An 18,359-nucleotide genomic window follows, 5' to 3' on the forward strand; every position below is an offset into this window, starting at 1 on the left:
CGGGACGCCGCCGGACGCACGTCGCGGTGGCGTCGGACGCGTCCCGGGCGTAGCGGCCGGCGTCGTCTACCAGCCCAGCCCGAGGCGGGCCAGCTCGTCGCGGAGCGTGGCCAGGTCCCACACCCGGATCGACCGATTGTCGTCGGCGCCGGCCAGGTGCCTCCCCCCGGCGTCGAAGGCCAGGGCGCGGATCCGACCCCGGGGCCCCGGCAGGTGGGCCAGCGGGGCGGGCCGTCCCGCGACCGACCAGAGCCGGATCTGGTCCCGCCCGCCGAAGGCCAGGATCGAGCCGCCGGGGGCGAAGGCGATCGACTCGATCGGCTGCTTCGCCTCGTCGGCCGGCAGCGGGATCCGCCCTTGCCCCGCGCCATCCCGGGCGCGGAGCAGCATCACGTCGCCGCCCCGAACGCCCACGGCCAGCGTCTCCCCCTTGGGGGCGATGGCCAGGCAGTTGGCCTGCTCCTCCAGCTTCGCCGACCATTCGAGTTCGGCGGCCGGCCAGCCCGCCAGCGTATAGCAGTCGACCCGTTCGCCGAACTGGGCGGCCAGGTAGATCCGCGACCCGTCGGGGGAGAGGGCCATCAGGTTGTACCCCACCCAGTCGGAGCGGACCCAGGTGGGCATGCGGAGGCGGGTCACGGCGGCGGGCTCCTCGGCCCTCCAGGCGTAGATCTCCCCGGACCGGGCGAAGGCCAGGACGCGGTCGTCGCCGCTCCGGGCCAGGGTCGAGCCGAAGGTGCGGGGCGGCCCCGGGGGCGGTGATCCCTCCGGGCCCCGGCCACCTCCGCCCGGCCCGGCGGTGCGCCCCGAATCCGGTGGGGGGAAGGGGGGCGGCCCGCCGGAGGGCCGGGCCGGGGACGGGCTATCCCACCACTTCATCCCGCCCCGGCGGGGATCCGGGATTTCGATCTCATCGACGGGGATCGGGTCGGGCGGCTCGGTCCAGGAGAGCCGGTTCGATTCCAGGGCGATCAGGAATCCCTGGTCGTCGAACCCGGCGGCGTGGGCGCGGAGGTGGTCCCAGGAGGCCACCGCCGTGGGCGAGCTGCCGGGCCCGCCCCAGACCCGGAGCGGGGCGGGGGCCCTGGCCGCATCGCGCGAGACGATGGCCAGCGAGTCGTCCGGGCCGAAGGCGAGGGACAGGGGGGTGTCGGGCGACTCGGGCAGGATGACCTGGGCGGCCGGCTCGATCACCGACCACGCGGAGATCGACGAGGCGTGGGAGGCGGCCAGGGTGCGGCCGTCGGGCGAGAAGGCCAGGTCCTCGACGAATTCGCGGGTGGGCAGGGCCGCGACGGCGGCGTGCGTGGCCAGGTCCCACAGCTCGACGCCGCCCCCCCCGGAGGAGGCCAGCAGCTCGCCGTCGCCGGGGCTGAACCGGAGCTGGCTGATGAACCCCTGCTGGGAGGCGAGCGTGGTCAGCGGGCGGCGGGGCGTCAGGTCCCACAGGGCGATCTGGCCCCCCTCGGCGATGGCCAGCAGGCCGCCGGCGCCCAGGGCCAGCGCCCAGGCCCCGGACTGGATCTCCACCGGGGGCAGGGGCCGGCCCTCGCCGTCCCACAGGGAGACCTGGGTCTCGTTGGGCCGCGCCGCGGCGATGGTCGAGCCGTCCGGTGCGATCGCCAGCAGGAGCCCCGGGCGGACCCGGCCGGTGTAGGGTTCCCCCGCGGACTCGGGCGGCGTGAGGATGGCCCGGGGGGTGCCGGGGAGGTCGCGCGACCAGAGCGTGAGGCGGGGTTCCTCCGGGGGCTGGGCCGGGCGGTCGGCGGGCGGGCGGGGCCCTTCCGGGGGCGGGCCCCCGCGATCGGAGGGCGGGCGGGGCCCTTCCGGGGGCGGGCCCCCGCGATCGGAGGGCGGGCGGGGGGGCTCCGGGGGCGGGGGCGTGCGGTCGACGGTGAGGAACCGCCGGCCGTCGGGCGTGGACAGGACCGCGATGACCTCGCGGCCGGGCATCGGCAATTCCTCGACCGGCGACGACGGCGCGGCGGCCTCGAAGAAGCGGACCCCCTCGCCGTCGGGCCGGATCACCGCGAGCTGCCCGCGGGCCCCCATGCCGGCCATCTTCATCCCGAGGGGCCGGTTCCGCATCAGCCCGGAGGCGGGCCGCCGGGGGGCGATCGGCACGCGCGACGAGTCGATCAGCTCGCGGCGGGCGAGGTCCCAGATGTTCAGCTCCCCCTCGTCGCCGATCGCGGCGATCCGCCGGCCGTCGGGGCTGAAGACCAGGCCATGCTGGGGCGACGGGCCGGGGGCCGGGGGGCGGGCCTCGCCGCCGTCGCGCATCGTCAGGGTGGGGATCGGGGGGAGGGCCTTGACGTCGCGCATCGACAGGAAGGCCAGCGCCTGGTCCCGGAGCTTCACGCGGAGGTCGGCGTCCGGGCCGAGCGCCGCCGCCTTGCGGAGCAGGTCCAGGCCGTAGGACCGGCGGTCGGGCGCGTTGCTCAGCCGGACCGCCGTGGCGTGGCTGGCGTACTCGTTGCGCATCGCCGCCTGGACCTCGGCGTTGGCCTTCTTCAATTCGGCGTTGGCCCGCTCGGTCTCCCGACGCGCCTGGCGGGCCTGGCCGGCGGCCTCGTAGGACCGGTTGCGCTCGTCGATCACGCGGACGTAGGCCACGGTCGCCACGGTCAGGACGATGCCGGCGGCGGCCACCGTGACGGCCGAGCCCCCCGGGTGGCGGCGGGCGAACCGCCAGAGCCGCCCGGCCGGGCCGATCCGCCGCGCCCGGACCGGCTCGTGCGCCAGGAACCGGCCCAGGTCCTCGGCCAGATCGTCGGCGGTGGCGTAGCGGTCGTCGGGCCGCTTGGCCAGGGCCTTCAGGAGGATCGTCTCCAGGTCCAGCGGGATGCGTGGGTCGAATTTGCGGGGACGGGCCGGCTCCCGCCCTCCGATCTGCTCGACCAGCTCGGCGGCGCTGCGGCCGTCGAACGGGGGGCGGAGGGTGATCAGTTCGTAGAGCGTGGCCCCCAGGCTGTAGACGTCGGACCGGCCGTCGATGGCCCCGGTGCGGGCCTGCTCCGGGCTCATGTACCGGGGGGTGCCCAGCAGGCTGTCGACCTGGGTCTGGCTGGGGTCGGCCAGGCGCCGGGCCAGGCCGAAGTCGGCCACCCAGATCCCCCCCTTCGCGTCGATCAGGAGGTTGGACGGCTTGATGTCGCGGTGGATCACCCCCTGGTGGTGGGCGTGCGCCAGGGCCTCGGCCGCCTGCCGCCCGGCGTCGGCCACCCACCGGTAATAGGCCCCCCCGCGCGGGGGGAGGAAGGGCGGGGCGGAGTCGTCGTCGGGGGCGGCCCCCTTGCGGAACGACGACGGGGCCGCGTCGCGGGCCCAGGTCCGGGTCTCGTCGCCGAGCGAGGGGGAGGCGAGCGTGACGGCCGGTGCCGTCCGCGCCGGGGTCGGGCCGTAGGTCGAGCCGGCGGCCACGGTGCGGTCGCGGCGGAGCAGGCGGAGGACCCGGTCCAGGCCGGCCCCCTCGATCCTCTGCATCGCGTAATAGCAGAGCCCGCCCACCTGCCCCACGTCGAACACCGGGACGATGTGGGTGTGGTGGAGCCCGGCCGCCGTCTTGGCCTCGTTGAGGAACCGACGCCGGGCCGTGGAGTCCGGCGCGGCCTGGGTGCCCAGCACCTTCAGCGCCACCGGGCGGTCGAGCCCGACGTGGACCGCCTCGTACACGATCCCCATCCCGCCCCGGCCCAGTTCGCGGACGATCCGGTAGCCGGCCACCCTTCGGCCCGCCTCCAGCCGGTGCCCCGGCCCGGCCCCGCCCGAGTCCCCGACCAGCCCCTGCACCAGGGCCAGCCCTTCCAGGGCGGCCACCAGGTCGTCGCCGAGGTCGGGATAGCCGGCGGCGAAGGCCTCCGGGTCGGGCGAGGAGCCGGACTCGGCCAGCTCCAGGAACGCCTCGATCGCCTCGCCCAGGCGCTCGTCGCGGTCGATCGGCCCGGTCTCGACTTCGTTGGGGCTGGCCATCACGCGACTCCTTGCGGACTAGTGCCTCGGGCCGTCGAGCGTCCGTTTCAGGCTCTTGAGGCCCCGGGCCCAGATGCCCCGGATGCTCTTGCGGCTGACGCCGACGCGGTCGCCGATGGTCTCGAACGACAGCCCCTCGGCGTGGCGGAGCCACAGGACCTCGGCCTCGGCCTCGGGCAGCGCGGCCAGGGCGTCGGCCAAAAGCACGGTCAGCTCGCGGCGGCTGGCGTCCTCGCTGGGGCTGGTCTGGCTCAGGGCGAGCATGTCCAGCAGCTTGCCGCCGGCGTGCGAGTCCCCCCCGCCGCCCAGGTCCCACGCCGCGTCGAGCGCCACGTCCGGCCCGCCGGCCGAGCGCTTGGCCCGGCTGTGGTAGCGGCCCAGGTCCGCCAGCTTCTGCCCGACCAGCCGCCGGAGCCAGCCGACCAGGGCGGCCTCGTTCTGCCCGGTGAACTGGGGGAACTGGCGGATGACCTCGACCAGCGCCTCCTGGACCACGTCGGACAGCTCGACCTTCTCGCGCAGGCGGGGCCCGAGCCCGGCGCGGACGACCATCCGCATGTAGTTGCGGTAGAGGTTGCACAGCTCGCCCAGAGCCTCGGGCTCGCCGGCCCTGGCCCTGGCGATCAGATCCATCGGTCCCGCGCCCATTCGCCGACCCGCCCCCGATCCGAAGGTCCCGGCCGCTGGCGTCTCCGGCCCGATAAGGGAACTAGCGTCAGCCCGCCGCCGACGGGCCCTCCCCGGATTCATGATGGGGCCCGATTCCCGGCCGGGCAAGCCCATGTCGCGGCGACCGCCCGGGATCGGTCAGGTTGCGTCGATCGCACTCGAAGGGCTAACCTGTTCCCCGGTCGGGACCGAAACGAGTCGAGGGGACATCGGATGACGGCGATCTATGCGGGCCTGGCCCTCCTGGCGGGCACCTGCCTGTCGATCCAGATCGGGCTCAACAACGAGATCCGGGCGGGGATGGGCAATCCCCTGTCGTCGGCCCTGTGGTCGTTCCTGTCCGGGGGCGTGGCGCTGGGCGTGGTCGCCCTGATCTCGCAGGCCGGCTCCGGCGGCTCCCGACCCCTCCTGGCGCCGGGCTGGGCCCGGGGCCCGTGGTGGATCTGGGGCGGGGGCGTGATGGGCGCCGGCTATGTCCTGGTCACGGTCACGTACGCCCCCCGGCTCGGCGCCGCCGGCTGGCTCGGGCTGGTGGTGGCCGGCCAGATCCTCACGTCGATGGTCCTGGACCACTTCGGCCTGATCGGCTTCAGCACCCGGCCGATCAACCTCCCCCGGGTCGTGGGCGTCCTGGTCATGCTCGCGGGCGTCGCCGTGATCCTGAGGAACTGACCGGCCGAGATGGCGATCCTCGGCGTGCCAGGATCAACCTCCCCGTCGCAAACTCATGCGTCGCGGACTCGTCGCCAGCGTTGAACGATCGTGAGCAAGTCGGGATGGGATTGCGTTGCGTCGGCTTACGGGGTTTTGCCGTCGTGCCAGCGGTCAAACCCTTCTGCTCGGCCGCATCTCAACGAAAGTCGAAGTGAACGGGTTGCCGAATTCCTCGCGTAACAAGTGGGTGGTCAAGAAACGTTCATGCCACGCCGTGCTCATGGTTGTATAGAGAAACCAGGACCTGGCGGCATCGATTGCGAAGCGGGCGGCGTCCAACAAGATTTCCACCGGAGATGCAATCGGTTTATCGCCGGGGATGAGCAGGAGTTTGCGAAGTTTGTCCGGGGGGATGCGGGTGATCTCGCGCGACCAATAGGTGACTCGCCCGGAATCTCTGTGGTCTTCCCCCTCCAGCACATTGATGTACTCGTGATAGGCCAACTCGATCAGATCGCCCAAGACCTCACTTTTCTCTCTCGAATCTTGGACTTCGACATATCGCTCGGCGGCCTCGATGAGCATTCGGATCGGGTCTCCGGGCAAGAGCGGCCAGATCCTCCGGCAGCAGGCGAGGCAGTAGCGGCGGAGCCGATGGTCCAGGTCGGCCTCCGGCCCCGGCCACCGCTTCCGGAGCGTCCTCCGCATCTTGCGGGCGTCGTCGGAGCGGTCCCACTCCGCCGCGTCCTGGATGAGCCACCATTCATCGGCCATGCCGGGCCCCGCAGAATCGGCCATGCTCGCCGCCGCTCCCCCTCGTCACGATTCTTCCCCTTCCAGCGGCTCGCGATCGCGAGCCGCTCCCCCCAGCCGTTCAGGCGCGACGGCCGGCCTTCCGCTTCCAGGCGGCCAGGGCCACCGCACCCGCGGCGAAGACGACCATCGAAGCCGGCTCGGGCGTGGGGGTGGGGGGACCGTTCGGCGTGAGCAGGTAGGCCTGGCGCGTCTCGTTGGCGGTGCTCCAGGCGATGATCTGGCCCAGGTCGTCGATCCGCTCGGCCATGGCCAGGCGGATGCCCAGGTCCTCGGCGATGTAGTTGTTCAGGTCGTCGGGGAGGGACTTCAGGCCGGGCGTCGGCCCGTGGCTCTTGAGGCCCTTGTCCGAGAAGGCCGCCACGCGGCCCGGGGAGTTCCAATACCAGCTCGCGGTCCCGTCGTCGTATTGCCCGACGGCCTGGCCCGAGGCGTTGATGTCGAGCACCGGCACCCCCCCGTACTTGGTCGTCCATCGATAGTTGACGACGTTCTCGGGCAGATGGTAATTGCCGGAGAAATCGATGCCGATCGCCGTGGAGTAGATCCCCCCGCCGACGACCATGCTGTAATCGATCGCCGTGAAGCCGACGCTCCCGGCGGCATTCGACGCCACGGGCAGGGAGCCATACCGCCCCGAGCCGGCATAAATCCAGGTCTGGCGATTGCCGCCGTTACTCATCTCGGTCCCGATGGAGTAAGACGCCAGCTCGGGATAGTAAGTGACCGGGGATTTCTCGAAGACATAGGCCAGCCCGTCGTCGCCCTGGACGCCATGGACCGTCCCGGTCGCATCCTGCTGGAGGGAGTACGAGCCGCCCAGCTTCGTCACATGGAACATCTCGACGGCCTGGGCGCGGCCCGTCGCGAGGCCCAGGCCGATCGCAGACAGGGCGAGGAGGGTGCGGAGAGGATTCGTCGTCGGCATGGTCCCAATCCTTCGGGGGGAGGCACATTCATCCATGGTGGGGGATCTTGGACGCCGCCGCGATCGGCGTCAAGATCAAGATCGCTCCCCGATCCAGGATGCGTCGATCCCTGGCCGGAATCCGGCCCAGCGGATCGGCGCGGCGTCCGCCCGAGACCGCCCCGCGGGCACTTACCTTTTCGTCAGTACTTGTCCCGGTCGAGGGCCAACCTACCATTCCGCCGAATCGCAACCGCGTCGGTTGCAAATCGGCGACTCTGACAACGAAGGTCGGGACGATGGCCAACGATCTGACGGGCAAGGTGGCGGTGGTCACGGGTGCGTCCAAGGGCATCGGCGCGGCGGCCGCGCGGCACCTGGCGAAGGCGGGGGCGAGCGTGGTGGTCAATTACTCGTCGAGCCGCGAGGGGGCCGAGAAGGTCGTCCGGGCGATCGAGGCGGAGGGGGGCAAGGCCATCGCCGTCGGGGCGAACCTGGCGAAGCCCGAGGAGGTCGCCAAGCTCTTCGAGGAGACCAAAAAGGCGTTCGGCAAGCTCGACATCCTGGTCAACAACGCGGGGATCTATGACTTCGCCCCGCTGGAGGGGATCACCCCGGAGCACTTCCACAAGCACTTCGACCTGAACGTCCTGGGCCTGATCCTGGCGACCCGGCACGCCGCCGCCCTGATCGGCCCGGAGGGGGGCTCCATCATCAACGTCTCGTCGGTGGCCGGCACCGCCCCGATGGCCGGCGCGTCGGTCTACTCGGCCACCAAGGCGGCCGTCGACGCCATCACCAAAGCCCTGGCCCAGGAGCTGGGCGGGCGGAAGATCCGGGTCAACTCGATCAACCCCGGGCCGGTGGCCACCGAGGGGACCTCCGGGTTCTCGGACGGCGAGATGTTCCAGGAGTTCGCCAAAAAGACCCCGCTCGGCCGGATCGGCCAGCCCGACGACATCGGCCGGGCCATCCTGCTCCTGGCCGGCGACGATGCGGGCTGGATCACCGGCGAGGTCATCCACGCGGCCGGCGGCCTCCGCGGCTGATCGGCCCGCATCGGCCCCCCCGCCCGGCCGGCCGCCCCCCAGCCGGCCGGGCCACCCATACTCTTCGCCCCACCCCGACGGGCCTCGGGCGGCAGGGGTTCCCGCGAAGCTCTGCGAATCTGACGCCAGTCGCCGGGGTCGGCTGCGCCGAGACCCCTGCCGCCCGGCCGCTTCGGCGCATCGGGGTCAGCGTTTCGGCGTGAAGAGTCTCCGAAACGTCGCCGCCGAGTCCGGGAACTCGGTCCGGTCGGGCCGGCCTTTCTCGTCCAGGCCGGGCGAGAGTTGGTGGCGATGGTCGTCGCCCGGGACGTTCACGTCGAAGTAGCAGTGGAAGGCGACCCGGTTGGCCGGGTCCGTGACGAACGCGTGCATTCGCTCGATGAACCAGGGATTGTCGCCGCCGCCGTGGCCGTCCGCGCGGCGGTTCAGCCCCCACTCGGGGATCGCCAGCGGCTTGCCGTGCTCGCGGGCGAACTTCGTCCAGAACGCCAACCCCCGGGGGCTGTGCATGATCCAGTCGTCCCAGGCCTTTTTCCGGCGGGCGTCGATCTCCGCCGCGTTCGCCGCGGTGGGCCACGAGTAGGTGCCCTGGCTCCACGTCTCGTCGTACACGTCGATGCCGACGAAATCGACGTACTTGTCGCCCGGCCACGCCTCGTCCGCGGGGAAGTCCTGATCGCCGAGCGTCGGATTCCAGCAGAATGTCAGCCGCTCGGCCCCGGGCACGGCCCGCATGGTGGTGACGATCTGCCGCCAATACTCCGCGAACTCCTCCGCCTTCCCCTTGGCGCCCCAGGTATACCAGCCGCCGTTGAACTCCCATCCGGGCCGGAGGACGGAGTCCGCGAGCTTGTGCGCGACGAGGTTCTCGGCCAGTTGCTTGAAGTGGTGGTTGTACTTGCCCGCGGCCCCGTCCGCCAGCGACACCGGGATCTTGACGTCCTTCTGCCCCTGCGTCGGGCCGCTGCGGTCCGGCGGGCCGGCCAGGATCGGCACGGCCAGGATCAATCTCCGGCCGGGTTTCGCCCGCACCCACGGGCCCCACCCTTCCAGCCACCACGTGGGCCACTCCACGTTGTCCCAGGACTCGCCGCCGATGAAGTCCACGGCCCAGACGGTCGGCCGGCCGAGCCACTGCGCGTAGGCGTCGACGTTGGCGGGCTTGTTGGCCCACCGATAGACGCCCAGGGATGGTGCCGACGGCGGCGGGGCCTCGTCGGCGGTCGCGCGGGCGGCGAAGAGCGAGGGCAGGCAGGCGACGACGAGAATCCGGGAGACGATATCCATCCGCGCGTTCCCATGGCAACGAAATCGGCGGCCTTGGGTCCGCCCAGTTTCATCCATCCCGGGCGCCAATCCCCTGCCAGCCGTCCGATGATCCTGACAAAAATTTGCGAATCAGGCAAAAACTCAGTTGAGGGCCCCTCGAAATTCTGAATATGTCGGATGACGGCGCAATCCGGGCGTCGTCCCGCATCTTCGATGAACCGCCGAGGGAGCCTCCGCCATGACGTGCAGCCCCGCCCGACTGGCCGCCAACCAGAAGAACGCGCTTCGCAGCACCGGGCCCCGGACCGAACGGGGCAAGCAGCGGTCGAGGGAGAACGCCCGCAAGCACGGGATGGCCGGCGAGGGGGTGGTCCTGCCGCCCGACGAGTTGGCCGAGGACGACACGCTGACGGCGAAGCTCGAAGCGGAGTTCAAGCCGTCGGGGGAGATGGGGCGGATCCTGGTGCGGCGGATCGCCACCATGTCGAACCGGCTCGACCGCTGTGGGCGGGCCGAGGCGGCGGCGCGGGAGAAGCGGGTCCGCGACGCGCCGAAGGCGTTCGAAGACGCCCGCCACGCCGAGGTCGACGCCATCGCCGCGACCCTGGCCTCCGACCCGGCCCGGGCGGTGCCCCGCCTCCTGCGCACGCCCGAGGGGATCGACTGGGTGATCTCCGCGTGGCTGCAGGTCCGGGGCGACCTGTCCCGGACCCGCCGGGTGCGCTGGACCGAGGGGCACGTCGACCGGGTCGAGCACCTGCTCGGCCGGGCGGTGGGGATGCACCCGCCGACGCCGTTCGGGCCGCTGGCGCGGGCGGCCGGGGGGACTTCTCGGGGCTGTCCGACGACCAGGGCGGAGGGCTGGAGCGGAAGGAACGCAAGGCGTGGGCCCGCGAGCAACTGGCCCGGCTGATCGACGGCGAGGTGGCCGAGCTGCGAGCCCTCCGCGATCTGATCGACGACGACGATGAGGCCGCCGACCGCGCCCAGGCGGCCGAGCGCGCCCTGTTCGACCCTTCGAAGGAGGCCCAGCTGGCGCGTCGGTACGAGGCGGCGGCCGAGCGGGCCCTGTTCCGCGCCCTCCGCGAGTTCCGCCAGATCGAGGCGCGGAACGAACCCAACGCCCCCCCGGCGCCGGCGGCGCCCCCGCCCGCGATCCGGCCGGAACCCCGCCCGCGCCCGGTCGCCGCACCTGCCCCGATCCCCGTCGCGCAGGCCTCGCCGCCGGTCGCCGCCCCATCGCCGACGCCCCGGCCCATGCCGCCCCGAACGAACCCAATGAATGCCCTCCGGGCGGCGTCCTTGCGGGGGCTGGGTTGAGCCGGAAAGGGCGCCGTAGCGAGGAAATCCCGCCCCGGTGGGCCGCCTCCGCCGCACCTCCGCGCGGCGGGAAATGTTGATCGGGAAGTTGATCGGGAATATGATGAATTCGGACGACCGGGAGCGATCCCCGGAGGGCCCGGCCGCGTATCTACCCTTGCGGGCGTTCCCCGAACTGGGGTCTACTGGGGGTCGGTTTCGGCCCCGTCGCGAGGCCATCCCCATCGTGCGTGGGGCCTCCGTCCGGTCGAACGGAAGGGATTTTTCATGCCTGGTGCCCCCGTCTTGTCGCTGAAGTTCGGACTTTCGTTCGAGGATCTGTATCGTCGCGACGGGCTGGAACGGCTCGACGCGGCCTTCCTGGGCCGGCTCCAGGAATCGTCGCCGGACCTCCACGCCCGGCTCGAAGCGGCGCGGATTGATCCGTCCGCGCTGGCCCCCAAGCCGTCCTCGGCCCTGATCGTCGAGCTGGCCCCGTACCTGGAAGACTTCATCGCCGAGCTGTTCGGGATCGGCGCGGAGCTGAAGGCGCTGCAGGCCCACCACGAGGCCCTCGCCCCCCTGCACGCGGTCAAGCGGCGGTTCGTCCAGAGGAAGGTCACGGGCAAGACCCCGGCCGACGCGATGGCGATCGACGCCGGGTCGCTGACCGCCGAGCTGGAGGCGTTCCTCCACGGCACCCTGACCGAGCAGAGCTACGCCGACCACGTCTTCGGCTGGATGGAGAAGGAAGAGGACCACGCCCGGCAGCTCAAGCTGGCCGCCGACTACGCCATCTGGGCCGTCCTGTCGCCCGAGGGCCGCAAGAAGCACGGCAAGGGCGTGCTGTTCAAGGTCCCGCACAAGCTCGACATGACCCGGCTGGTGCCGCACGTCGAGTTGCCGGTCCTGGGCATGGTCCAGTTCGCGCAGGACGAGGGGCACGCCCGGCACCGCAAGGGGTTCCACCTGACCGACCCCGGCACCGACCTCGCCGGGGCCCTGGACCAGGCCGGCTACTGCATCAAGTGCCACCACCAGGGCAAGGATAGCTGCTCCCACGGCCTGACCGAGAAGACGGGCGGCTACAAGAAGAGCGTGTTCGGCATCCCCCTGGCCGGCTGCCCGCTCGACGAGAAGATCTCGGAGATGAACGAGCTGAAGGGGCAGGGCGTCCCCATCGGCGCCCTGGCCACGGTCGTCATCGACAACCCGATGGCCGCCGCCACCGGCCACCGCATCTGCAACGACTGCATGAAGGCCTGCATCTACCAGAAGCAGGAGCCGGTGGACATCCCGCAGGTCGAGACCCGGACCCTCAAGGACGTCCTGGAGCTGCCCTGGGGCTTCGAGATCTACGGCCTGCTCACCCGCTGGAACCCGCTCAACTTCGAGCGGCCGCTGCCCCGGCCGGCCTCGGGCCGCAAGGTGCTGGTGGTCGGCCTCGGCCCGGCCGGGTTCACCCTGGCCCACCACCTGATGAACGACGGCCACGCCGTGGTCGCCGTGGACGGGCTCAAGATCGAGCCGTTGCCCGAGCCCCTGTCCGGGGTCGATCCCCTGGGCCGGCGCCGGCCGTTCCGCCCCCTGCGGAACATCTCCGACATCTACGAGCGGCTCGACGAGCGGGTCATGGCCGGGTTCGGCGGCGTGGCGGAGTACGGGATCACGGTCCGCTGGAACAAGAACTTCCTCAAGGTGATCCGCCTCCTGCTGGAGCGCCGATCCGAGTTCGCGATGTTCGGCGGGATCCGCTTCGGCGGGACGCTGACGATCGACGACGCCTTCGACATGGGCTTCGACCACATCGCCCTGTGCATGGGGGCCGGCCGCCCGACCGTCATCCCGATGAAGAACGGGCTGGCCCGGGGCGTCCGCCAGGCGTCCGACTTCCTGATGGCCCTCCAGTTGACCGGCGCCGCAAAGGTCGAGTCCCTGGCCAACCTCCAGGTCCGGATGCCGATCGTGGTGATCGGCGGCGGGCTGACCGCCATCGACACCGCGACCGAGTCCCTGGCCTACTACGCGGTGCAGGTCGAAAAATTCCTCCGCCGCTACGAGGAGCTGGCCCACGCCCGGGGCGAGGAAGACCTGGCCGCCCTCTGGGTCGGCGAGGAGAAGGCCGTCGCCGAGGAGTTCCTGGCCCACGCCCGCGCCATCCGGGCCGAGTACGCGAAGGCGGCCGAGGAAGGCCGGGCCCCCCGGCTGACCCAGCTGCTCGACTCGTGGGGCGGGGCGACGGTGGCCTATCGCCGCCGGATGATCGACTCGCCGAGCTACACGCTCAACCACGAGGAGATCACCAAGGCCTTCGAGGAGGGGATCCGGTTCGCCGAGTGCCTCGCCCCCGAGGAGGTCGAGGTCGACGAATACGGCGCCGCGAAGGCCCTCAAGCTGGGCCGGTGGGAGGTCGAGCCCGAGACCGGCAACCTCCGGACGACCGGGGAGACGGTGACCCTGCCCGCCCGGACGATTTTGGTCGCCGCCGGCACCCAGCCCAACACGGTGCTGGCCCGCGAGGACGAACACAACGTCCGGATCGACGGCCGCTACTTCCGCGCCGTGGACGAGGACGGCCAGCCCGCCACGCCCGAGCGGATCGCCAAGCCATCCGCCGCCCACGTCCTGATGTCGGTCCGCGACGACGGCCGGGCGATCAGCTTCTTCGGCGACCTCCACCCGTCGTTCGCCGGCAACGTCGTCAAGGCGATGGGCAGCGCCAAACGAGGGTACCCCGTCGTGTCCCGCGCCCTGGCGCGGCGGGAGCCGACCGGGCCGACCCCCGAGGCGCTGGTCGATCGGCTCAATGACGAGCTGCGGACGGTGGTCCACGAGGTCATCCGCCTGACGCCCAACATCGTCGAGATCGTGGTCCGGGCCCCGATCGCCGCGCGGGCGTTCCGGCCGGGGCAGTTCTACCGGCTCCAGAACTACGAGGTGTTGGCCGCCCGCACCAGGGACACGGTCCTGGCGATGGAGGGCCTGGCGCTGACCGGGGCCTCGGTCGACCGCGAGAAGGGCCTCCTCTCGACCATCGTCCTGGAGATGGGCGGGTCGTCCGACCTGTGCGCCCTGCTCAAGCCGGGCGAGCCGATCAGCCTGATGGGGCCGACCGGCGAGCCCACCGAGACGCCGGCCGAGGAGACCGTCCTCCTGATCGGCGGCGGGCTGGGCAACGCGGTGCTGTTCTCGATCGGCCAGAAGCTCCGGGCGATGGGGTCGCGGGTCATCTACTTCGCCGGCTACAAGAAGATGATCGACCGCTACAAGGTCGACGAGATCGAGCGGGCCGCCGACGTCGTCACCTGGTGCTGCGACGAGGCCCCCGGGTTCACCCCCGGCCGGGTCCAGGACCGCGCCTTCGTGGGCAACATCGTCGACGCGATGGCCGCCTACGGCTCCGGCGGGCTGGGCGACGTGGCGATCCCGCTCAACCAGGCGTCGCGGCTGGTCGTGATCGGCTCCGACGGCATGATGCGCGGGGTCCAGCAGGCCCGGCACGGCGTGCTCGCCCCGTACCTCGACCCGGGCCACCACGCCATCGGCAGCATCAACTCGCCGATGCAGTGCATGATGAAGGAGATCTGCGCCCAGTGCCTCCAGACGCACCGGGACCCGGCGACCGGCAAGGAGACGGTGGTCTTCTCCTGCTCCAACCAGGACCAGCCGCTCGACCACGTCCGGTTCGACGCCCTGCGGAGCCGCCTGTCGCAGAACAACGTCCAGGAGAAGCTCACCAAGCTCTGGATCGACCACTGCCTGGGCACGCTGGGCGTCCGCAAGGCCCCCCCGCGCCGCGAGTCCTCCCTGGTCGCGGCGCCGGGGTGATCTGATGCTGGTATGCGATTGCTTCGGGGCCGGTGATCGAGTCGGCCCCGAAGCATCGATCCCTGTGCGGGCCGGGTGGCTGTGGTTGGCAAGCCAACCACAGGGCCAACGAGCCCGCCCCGGGCGACTTCCGCGGCGGGTGTCCATGGCGCCGGCCCTGTGGTTGGCAAGCCAACCACAGCCACCCGAAGGGCCGCCGCCGATCAGTCGAGGCTCACTTGGCCGGGAGGAACTGCACGGCATCGATGATCACATGGCCATCGGTGCCGTCGTTCGAGACCTCGACGATGGCCGGCTCGGCGGCGAAGCCGTAGGTGCCCAGCGAGACCCAGAGGTCGTCGATGGTCGGGGCCTCGCGCTGGTCGACCTTGACCCGGGCCTCGCCCCCGGAGTGGTGGACGGTGACCGGGACGTTGGTGGCGCGGTTGCCGTTGGCGGAGTAGGCCATGCGGACCTCGTACCGTCCGGGCTGGGGGAGCCTGGCCTGGTAGCGGGCGACCCGCTTCCCCTTCTCCTTGTTGTCGTCGTGGCGGTAGCCCTCGGCCACGAACGGGCCGATCACCGAGCCCTTGGCCCAGTCGCCGGCCAGGGCGGCGGAGTTGTCGTCGACCACCACGCCGGGCAGGTCGCCGATGCTGACCGACCCGCGCTTCGCCCCGCCGATCGTCCGGAGCGGGGCCCGGGCGAACTCCAGGACCTGCCCGTCGGCCAGGAGCCTGGCCTTGAGCTTGTCGTAGGGCACGGCCTGCACCGTGGTCCCGCCGTCCAGCGCCAGGCAGGCGGCGGTCGCGGCGCTCTGGCCCAGGACCATGAAGACCGGCTCCATGCGGATCGACCCGTAGGCGATGTGCGAGCTGCTCAGGCAGACCGGGACGAGCAGGTTTTCGGCCTCGCCGGCCTTGGGGATGATGGCCCGGTAGCTGACCGGGTAGGGGCCGCCGGGGCTGACCTGGATGTCCCCCTCGTTGCGGGCGTAGGCCTTGCCGTCGGAGTCGCGGGCGACGTAGCGCTGGACGTTGTGGCTGTCCATGTTGTAGGAGCCCATGCCGATCGAGTCGCGGGTCGGCTCGACCATCCGCAGGTGCAGCTCGGTCATCACGAAGTCGCCGACCATCCGCCGGGCCTCGCGGACGTAGATCTGGTGCGGCCAGTTGCCGTTGTCGAGGAATTCATCCTTCGACAGGCCCCACTTGTTCATCTTCTCCCGGACGTCGGCCGGCACGCGGGGGTCGTTGCAGAGGAAGTAATAGAACCCCTTCTGATACCGCTCGTGCTGGGCGATGATCTCCCGGCGCCGCTCGTAGGTGGCCTCGGGGTAGTCGTAGTTCATGCCGATGTTGTCGGTGCTGAACGACCCGTGGTTGTTGGTGTCGGTCTTGCCGTTGGGGGCGGGGTCGATCTTGCCGAAGACGTGCCGCGACCCGGCCACGAGGTCGCGGAGCAGCAGCTCGTACTGGAGCGGGTCGTACCCCTCGGGCTTGGGGAACGGGACGCGGTTGGCGGCCACGTTGGTCATGCAGGTGCGGAAGTTATACGCCTGGAGCTTGCGGTCGGCCGAGCCGTCCTCGCCGGGCTCCTCGGCCACGATCAGCGGCAGGAGGCCGCTCTTGGGGTCGCCGGGCACGACGTAGGGGTCGACCTTGTTGGTGAACTGGTGGCTGACGGCGCGGGCCTTCTGGACGCCGTTCAGGGTCTCGCCGTACTGGCTGTTGGCCTCGCGGCCGGTGGTGAAGCTGACCCCGGCGGCGGCCATCAGGTCGCCCTCGTAGGTCGCGTCGATGAACATCCGGCCGGCGTAGACCTTGCCGTCGGTCGTGCTGATCGAGACGATCCGCGACCCTTCCTTCTTGACCCCCTTGGCCCGATCCAGGAAGGCCGGGCGGACGACCGGCACGCCCGCCTCGGCGACCCAGGCTTCGAAGGCCTGCTCGGCCACGTGGGGCTCGAAGGTCCACATGGCGTCGTCGTCGGCCCGGTACTGCTTGAGTTCGGCCGGCTTCTGGTGGACCCACGCCTCGGGACGGTCGTAGTGGGCCTTGACCCGGCGATAGAAGGCCCGCGACAGCCCGCCGATGACCGCCTTGTTGCCCGAGTCGGTCCAGCCCAGTCCGCCGCTGGTCAGCCCGCCGAGGTGCTTGTCCGGGCTGACGACGATCACGGACTTGCCCTGGGCCTTCGCCTGGACCGCCGCGGCGATCGCGCCGCTGGTGCCGCCGTAGACGACCACGTCGTAGGTGTCCGGCGCGGCGGCGGACGCCGGCGCGGCCAGGCAGGCGAGCAGAATCGCTGTCGAGATCGGCCTCATGGTTGTCGTATCCTGGTGGGAGAGGCGGGGAAGTCCCCGGCGCACCGGCCGTGTGGAAACCGGCTGGGGCGGGGTGCGTCGGCCGCCATCATAGACCCCGCCGAGGCGCCGGGCGAGGGCCTAACCGCCTCGGATTTGCCGCCCGGATCGGAGCGACCATGCGGATCCTGATCGTCGACGACGAGCCGAACATCCGCCGGACCCTCCGGATCGCCCTGGAGGCCCAGGGCCACGAGGTGGCCGAGGCGGCCGACGGGGCGGAGGCCCTGCGGCAGGCCGGGCGCCAGAACACCGAGGCGGCGCTGGTCGACCTCCGGCTCGGGCAGGAATCGGGGCTTGACCTCCTGGAGCGGCTCCGGGCCGGCCGGCCCGGCCTGGCGGCGGTCCTGATCACGGCCCACGCCTCGATCGACACCGCCGTCGAGGCGATGCGGCGCGGGGCGTTCGACTACCTCCCCAAGCCGTTCACCCCGGCCCAGGTCCGCGCCGTGCTGGAACGGGTCGCCCGCGACCGGGGGCTCCGCGACCGGGTCGCCGACCTGGAAGACCGGGTCCGGGCCGAGGTGCCGGAGATCGAGCTGGACAGCCCCGACCCGGCGGTGCGGCGGGCGATGGAGCAGGCCCGGGTCGTGGCCGCCTCCGAGGCCGCCGTCCTGATCCGGGGGGAGAACGGCACGGGCAAGGGGGTGCTGGCCCGCGCCCTCCACGGCTGGAGCCGCCGCGCCGACCGCCCGTTCGTGACCGTATCCTGCCCCAGCCTCGGGGCCGACCTGCTGGAGAGCGAGCTCTTCGGACACGCCCGGGGGGCCTTCACCGGCGCCGTCCGGGACGCGGTCGGCAAGGTGGCCGTGGCCGAGGGCGGCACCCTGTTCCTGGACGAGATCGGCGACCTGCCGGTTTCCCTCCAGCCCAAGCTCCTCCGGTTCCTCCAGGAACGGCGGTACGAGCGGGTCGGCGACTCCGCCACCCGCGCGGCCGACGTCCGGGTGGTCGCGGCGACCAACCGGGACCTGGAGGCGGCCGTGGCCGCCGGCCAGTTCCGCGAGGACCTGCTGTACCGGCTCAACGTGATCGAGATGGCCCTGCCGCCGCTCCGGAGCCGCAACGACATCCTGATCCTGGCGAATCACCTGCTCGCCTTCTTCGCCCGCCAGACCGGCCGGAAGCTGACCGGGTTCACGCGCGAGGCCATGCAGGCGATGGACCGCCATGCCTGGCCGGGCAACATCCGCGAGCTGCGCAACGCCGTCGAACGGGCCGCGATCCTGGCCGCAGGCCCCGAGATCGGACTGGCCGACCTGCCCGAGCGCGTCGGCCGGGCCCAGGCCGCGAAGGTCGGCCCCGTCGAGGTGGGCGGGCCGGTCACCCTGGAGCGGCTGGAGACGGAGCACATCCGCCGGGTCATCGCCGCCTCGCCCAGCCTCGACGAGGCGGCGACCGTCCTGGGGATCGACCCCAGCACCCTCTACCGCAAGCGGCGGAAGCTCGGCCTCTGATCCGCCCGCCCCACCTTGCAGGATGCCACCGGCCATCGTGCAGATCGCACGGTCCCCATCGGGGATGCGGCGCCGGTGCGATCCGGCCGAAAAATTAA

At 71.8% G+C, this 18,359-nt stretch carries 12 protein-coding genes; 6 read left to right on the forward strand and 6 right to left on the reverse strand.

Features of this window, described 5'->3' with window-relative positions; genetic code table 11:
* Window positions 1-66 precede the first annotated feature (66 nt).
* Window positions 67-3,972 carry a WD40 repeat domain-containing serine/threonine protein kinase gene (locus tag TA3x_RS09700; protein WP_435020639.1) on the reverse strand — a complete coding sequence of 1,302 codons (3,906 nt, stop codon included), beginning with the start codon at window positions 3,970-3,972 and terminating at the stop codon, window positions 67-69.
* Between the two features lie 18 nt (window positions 3,973-3,990).
* A complete protein-coding gene (locus TA3x_RS09705) occupies window positions 3,991-4,605 on the reverse strand; it encodes a sigma-70 family RNA polymerase sigma factor (protein WP_435020641.1) in 615 nt (204 codons plus the stop codon).
* A gap of 249 nt (window positions 4,606-4,854) precedes the next feature.
* On the opposite strand from TA3x_RS09705, the gene TA3x_RS09710 reads away from it, so the two are divergent.
* Window positions 4,855-5,313 (forward strand): DMT family transporter, encoded by a 459-nt coding sequence (locus tag TA3x_RS09710; RefSeq protein ID WP_435020643.1) that lies wholly within the window; start codon window positions 4,855-4,857, stop codon window positions 5,311-5,313.
* 153 nt (window positions 5,314-5,466) lie between these two features.
* On the opposite strand, the gene TA3x_RS09715 is transcribed toward TA3x_RS09710, so the two are convergent.
* Both TA3x_RS09715 and TA3x_RS09720 read right to left on the reverse strand, forming a co-directional pair.
* Window positions 5,467-6,093 (reverse strand): hypothetical protein, encoded by a 627-nt coding sequence (locus TA3x_RS09715; protein ID WP_435020645.1) that lies wholly within the window; start codon window positions 6,091-6,093, stop codon window positions 5,467-5,469.
* A gap of 76 nt (window positions 6,094-6,169) precedes the next feature.
* A complete protein-coding gene (locus TA3x_RS09720; RefSeq protein ID WP_435020647.1) occupies window positions 6,170-7,036 on the reverse strand; it encodes a PEP-CTERM sorting domain-containing protein in 867 nt (288 codons plus the stop codon).
* 278 nt (window positions 7,037-7,314) lie between these two features.
* Here TA3x_RS09720 and TA3x_RS09725 point away from each other — a divergent pair, with 278 nt between their 5' ends.
* On the forward strand, window positions 7,315-8,064 hold the full coding sequence (locus tag TA3x_RS09725; protein WP_435020649.1) for a glucose 1-dehydrogenase: 750 nt from the start codon (window positions 7,315-7,317) through the stop codon (window positions 8,062-8,064).
* 186 nt (window positions 8,065-8,250) lie between these two features.
* On the opposite strand, the gene TA3x_RS09730 is transcribed toward TA3x_RS09725, so the two are convergent.
* Complete coding sequence (locus tag TA3x_RS09730; RefSeq protein WP_435020651.1) at window positions 8,251-9,351, reverse strand: glycoside hydrolase family 26 protein; 1,101 nt, start codon at window positions 9,349-9,351, stop codon at window positions 8,251-8,253.
* Window positions 9,352-9,571: 220 nt separating this feature from the next.
* Between TA3x_RS09730 and TA3x_RS09735 the strand changes: the two genes are divergently transcribed.
* From TA3x_RS09735 to TA3x_RS09745, 3 genes are all read left to right on the forward strand, one after another.
* Window positions 9,572-10,246 carry a hypothetical protein gene (locus tag TA3x_RS09735; protein ID WP_435020653.1) on the forward strand — a complete coding sequence of 225 codons (675 nt, stop codon included), beginning with the start codon at window positions 9,572-9,574 and terminating at the stop codon, window positions 10,244-10,246.
* Between the two features lie 11 nt (window positions 10,247-10,257).
* Complete coding sequence (locus tag TA3x_RS09740) at window positions 10,258-10,653, forward strand: hypothetical protein (protein WP_435020655.1); 396 nt, start codon at window positions 10,258-10,260, stop codon at window positions 10,651-10,653.
* A 267-nt stretch (window positions 10,654-10,920) separates the two neighbouring features.
* Complete coding sequence (locus TA3x_RS09745; protein ID WP_435020657.1) at window positions 10,921-14,460, forward strand: FAD-dependent oxidoreductase; 3,540 nt, start codon at window positions 10,921-10,923, stop codon at window positions 14,458-14,460.
* Between the two features lie 214 nt (window positions 14,461-14,674).
* Here the strand turns inward: TA3x_RS09745 and TA3x_RS09750 are convergent, their stop codons facing one another.
* Window positions 14,675-16,765 (reverse strand): FAD-dependent oxidoreductase, encoded by a 2,091-nt coding sequence (locus tag TA3x_RS09750; RefSeq protein ID WP_435020659.1) that lies wholly within the window; start codon window positions 16,763-16,765, stop codon window positions 14,675-14,677.
* Window positions 16,766-16,923: 158 nt separating this feature from the next.
* On the opposite strand from TA3x_RS09750, the gene TA3x_RS09755 reads away from it, so the two are divergent.
* On the forward strand, window positions 16,924-18,261 hold the full coding sequence (locus TA3x_RS09755) for a sigma-54-dependent transcriptional regulator (protein WP_435020661.1): 1,338 nt from the start codon (window positions 16,924-16,926) through the stop codon (window positions 18,259-18,261).
* Window positions 18,262-18,359: the final 98 nt, after the last annotated feature.

The organism is Tundrisphaera macrotermitis, from assembly GCF_051175315.1.
Classification (GTDB): domain Bacteria; phylum Planctomycetota; class Planctomycetia; order Isosphaerales; family Isosphaeraceae; genus Tundrisphaera.